The organism is Ruegeria sp. HKCCA0370 (genome assembly GCF_013033705.1).
Taxonomy (GTDB): domain Bacteria; phylum Pseudomonadota; class Alphaproteobacteria; order Rhodobacterales; family Rhodobacteraceae; genus Ruegeria.
Genome location: NZ_WQEP01000026.1, coordinates 1 through 4,478, shown reverse-complemented (window position 1 = coordinate 4,478; position 4,478 = coordinate 1). Strand labels below are relative to the sequence as shown.

Annotated in this window: 3 protein-coding genes; all 3 read right to left on the bottom strand. The window is 63.6% G+C overall.

The genetic code is table 11. From position 1 onward, the window contains the following. The 3 genes from gcvP to gcvT all read right to left on the bottom strand — a co-directional run bounded on the left by gcvP (nt 1) and on the right by gcvT (nt 4,478). Nucleotides 1-2,856 carry an aminomethyl-transferring glycine dehydrogenase gene (gcvP, locus tag GOW31_RS21750; RefSeq protein ID WP_171172787.1) on the bottom strand — a complete coding sequence of 952 codons (2,856 nt, stop codon included), beginning with the start codon at nt 2,854-2,856 and terminating at the stop codon, nt 1-3. A gap of 144 nt (nt 2,857-3,000) precedes the next feature. Next, nucleotides 3,001-3,366, bottom strand: coding sequence for a glycine cleavage system protein GcvH (gcvH, locus tag GOW31_RS21745; protein WP_152459336.1), 366 nt, complete (start codon nt 3,364-3,366; stop codon nt 3,001-3,003). Between the two features lie 17 nt (nt 3,367-3,383). After that, nucleotides 3,384-4,478 carry a glycine cleavage system aminomethyltransferase GcvT gene (gene gcvT, locus GOW31_RS21740; RefSeq protein WP_171172786.1) on the bottom strand — a complete coding sequence of 365 codons (1,095 nt, stop codon included), beginning with the start codon at nt 4,476-4,478 and terminating at the stop codon, nt 3,384-3,386.

Here is a 4,478-nt window from a genome sequence, read left to right as displayed (position 1 = left end):
CTATTCCGCGGCGTCTTCGTATGCGTCCATTGGGGGGCATGTGCAGACGAGGTTTCTGTCACCATATGCGTTGTCGACGCGGTTGACGGGGGACCAGTATTTGTCGACGCCCATGGAACCCGGCGGGAAGCAGGCTTGTTCGCGGGTGTAGGGGCGGTCCCAGTCGCCGACCAGATCGCGCACCGTGTGGGGGGCGTTTTTCAGCGGGTTGTTTTCCGCGTCGATCTTGCCGTCGATGATGTCCTGCGCTTCCGAGCGGATCGAGAGCATGGCGTCGCAGAAGCGGTCGAGCTCGGCCATGGGTTCCGATTCCGTGGGCTCCACCATCAGGGTTCCGGCCACCGGCCAGCTCATGGTGGGCGCGTGGAAGCCTGAATCGATCAGGCGCTTGGCTACGTCATCGACGGTGACATGCGCCTCGGCGTCCAGCGGACGGGTGTCGAGGATGCATTCATGCGCCACACGCCCCGTTTCCGAGGTGTAGAGGATCGGATAGGCATCCTTGAGCCGCGCCGCGATGTAGTTGGCGTTCAGGATCGCCACCTTGGTCGCCTGGGTCAGACCCGCGCCGCCCATCAGCAGCACATAGGCCCAGGATACGGGCAGGATCGAGGGCGAGCCGAAGGGCGCCGCCGAGACCGGACCCACGGCGGTGCCGTATTCCGGGTGCCCGGGCAGGTGCTCGGCCAGATGCGCCTTGACGCCGATCGGACCCATGCCGGGGCCGCCGCCGCCATGCGGGATGCAGAAGGTCTTGTGCAGGTTCAGGTGGCTGACATCGCCGCCGATATCGCCGGGGCGCGACAGGCCCACCATGGCGTTCATGTTGGCGCCGTCGATATAGACCTGACCGCCGTGATCATGGGTGATCTGGCAGACCTCCTGCACGGTGGTCTCGAACACGCCATGGGTCGACGGGTAGGTGATCATGCAGGCGGCCAGATGATCCGAGTGCTTTTCCGCCTTGGCGCGGAAGTCGGCGACATCGATATTGCCCTTGTCATCCGCCTGCACCGGCACGACCTGCCAGCCCACCATCTGCGCCGAGGCCGGGTTGGTGCCATGGGCCGAGGTCGGGATCAGGCAGACATTGCGGTGCCCTTCGCCGCGCGCAAAGTGATAGTTGCGGATGGTCAAGAGACCCGCATATTCGCCCTGCGCGCCCGAGTTGGGCTGCTGGGAGATCGCGTCATAGCCGGTGATCTGGCACAGCTTGTCGTTCAGATCGGCGATCATCTCGTGATAGCCCTGCGCCTGATCTTCCGGGCAGAACGGGTGCAGGTTGCTGAACTCGGGCCAGGTGACCGGGATCATCTCGATCGTGGCGTTCAGCTTCATGGTGCACGATCCCAGCGGGATCATCGCCCGGTCCAGCGCCAGGTCACGGTCGGCCAGACGACGCATATAGCGGGTGATCTCGGCCTCGGCCCGGTTCTGATGGAAGATCGGGTGGGTCAGATAGGCGCTTTCACGCAGCGCATAATCCGGCAGGCGGTATTGCTTGTTCGAGCTGTCATCCTTGCGGTCGATGCCGAAGGCGCCCCAGACCGCCTCGATCGTCTCGGGGCGGGTCTGTTCGTCCAGGCTGATGCCGACGCGGGTCTCGCCCACCTTGCGCAGGTTGACGCCGCGCGCCACGGCGGCCTCCATCACCGTCTTCTGCAGGTGGCCGACCTCGACCGTGATGGTGTCGAAGAACACTTCCGGTTCCACGGCAAAGCCCGCCTCTTCCAGGCCGGCGGCCAGGCGCGAGGTCTTGCGGTGCACCGATTGCGCGATCGCCTTGATGCCGTCGGGGCCGTGATAGACCGCATACATCGAGGCAATCACCGCCAGCAGCGCCTGCGCGGTGCAGACGTTCGAATTCGCCTTCTCGCGGCGGATATGCTGCTCGCGGGTCTGCAACGACAGGCGGTAGGCCTTGTTGCCGCGGCTGTCGATGGACACACCGATGATCCGGCCCGGCATGGATCGCTTCAGCTTGTCGGTGGTGGCCATGTAGGCGGCGTGCGGGCCGCCATAGCCCATCGGCACGCCAAAGCGCTGGGTCGAGCCGATGGCAATGTCCGCGCCCATCTCGCCCGGTGACTTCAGCAGCGCCAGCGACAGGATGTCGGCGGCGACGATGGCGATGGCCTTGTGTTCATGCAGCGCCGCGATCTCGGCGGTGAAGTCGCGCACATGGCCATAGGTGCCTGGATACTGGAAGATCGCGCCGAATACCGCGCCCGCGTCCAGCTGATCCGGGTCGGCGACCTGCACGTCGATGCCCAGAGGCTCGGCCCGGGTCTTGATCACCGCGATGGTCTGCGGGTGGCAGTTCTTGTCAACGAAGAAGGCCGCGTTGTTGGCCTTGGACCGGCCGCCGCGCTTGGCCATCGCCATGGCTTCGGCGGCGGCTGTGGCTTCGTCCAGCAGCGATGCGTTGGCCACATCGAGCCCGGTCAGGTCGCTGACCATGGTCTGGAAGTTCAACAGCGCCTCAAGGCGGCCCTGGCTGATCTCGGGCTGATAGGGCGTGTAGGCGGTGTACCAGGCCGGGTTTTCCAGGATGTTGCGCAGGATCGGCGCAGGCGTGGTGGTGCCGTAATAGCCCTGACCGATCAGCGAGGTCAGAACCTTGTTCTTCCCCGCCACCTGTTTCATGTGGAAAAGCGCATCGCGTTCCGTCATCGCCGGACCCCAGTCCAGCGGCTGTTTCTGCCGGATCGCCGGGGGGACGGTGGCGTCGATCAGTTCGTCCAGCGTCTTGAAGCCGATCACCTTGAGCATGTCACGCATCTCGGTCGGGCTGGGACCGATATGGCGGCGGTTGGCAAAATCATAGGCTTCGTAATCGGTCAGTTTGAAGGCCATTGCAGCGCTCCCATGGATAGGTCAGGGCCGGCGGAGACTGCGGGAGCCTCCGGCGGGGATATTTCTTGCCAGATGAAGGGCGGGGCCCAAATTCGGCGGCATCAATTAATTCGATGGAGCCCCATGCCGGGACTCCGTTCGGGTTTACCCGATGAAGGCCTTGTAGCCGGCTTCGTCCATCAGATCCTCGAGCTGCGACGCGTCACTGATCTTGATCTTGTAGATCCAGGCCTCGCCTTCGGGGTCTTCGTTCAGCGCGCCGGGATTGTCGGCCAGCGCCTCGTTCACCTCGACGATCTCACCATCGACCGGTGCATAGAGTTCCGAGGCCGCCTTGACGGATTCGATCACGCCGATCTCGCCGTCTTTCTCGAACTCGTCGCCCGCTTCCTGCTGCTCGACGAAGACCACCTCACCCAGCTGTTCAGCCGCGTGTTTGGTGATGCCCAGCGTGGCGGTGTCGCCTTCGACGCTCAGCCATTCATGCTCTTCGGAATAATAGGTTGCCATGCTTCTCTCTCCTGACTTCAACGCTTGTAATTCTGTTTGACGAAGGGCAGCGCCACGATCTGCGCCGGTTGCGCCTTGCCCCGGATGATCAGGTTCACCTTCTCGCCCGGCGCGCCATGGCCCGCGGACACATAGCCCATCGCGATCGGGCCACCGACCGTCGGGCCAAAGCTGCCCGAGGTGATCTGACCGATGCTGTTGCCCTCAAGGCATTGCACTTCCACGCCCTGACGCGCCGGCGCGCGGCCGTCGGGCTTGATGCCCACCAGCTTGCGCGATGCGCCCTCGGCCAGTTCGCGCTGGATACGCTCCGCACCCGGAAAACCACCTTCTTCCTTGCGGCGCTTCTGGATCGCCCAAGCCAACGAGGCCTCAATCGGCGAGGTGCTCTGGTCGATGTCATTGCCATACAGGCACAGCCCCGCCTCAAGCCGCAGGCTGTCGCGCGCACCCAGACCAGCCGGTTCGCAATCCTCATGTGCCAGGAAGGCCCGTGTGATCTCGATCGCCTTGTCCTCGGGGATCGAGATCTCGTACCCGTCCTCGCCGGTATAGCCCAGCCGCGAGATGCGGCATTCGACGCCCATGATATCGGCCAGGGTGGTTTCCATGAACTTCAGGTCACGGGCGGCAGGGCAGAGTGCGCCCACCACATCCTCGGCCTTGGGACCTTGGACCGCAACCAGCGCACGGTCGAAGATCTCGGTCACGTCGACGCCTTCAAGGTGCTCACGCATATGCGGAATGTCCTGATGGCGCAGCGCCGCGTTCACCACCACAAAGTAATGATCCCCAGCATTCGACACGATCAGATCATCCATGATCCCGCCTTCCGCGTTCGTAAAGAACCCGTACCGCGCCTTGCCTTCCTTCAGCGTCGCATAGGCCTGCGGGCACAAAGCTTCCAGCTTCTCACCCACATTCTCACCGCGCAGGATCACCTGACCCATGTGAGACACATCAAACAACGCCGCCTTCTCCCGGCACTGCTTATGCTCCCCCATGATCCCCAAAGGATACTGAACAGGCATCTCCCAACCCGCAAAATCAACCATCTTGCCGCCAAGCTCGACGTGCAAAGAGTGGAGAGGCGTGCGCTTCGGTGTGGTCAT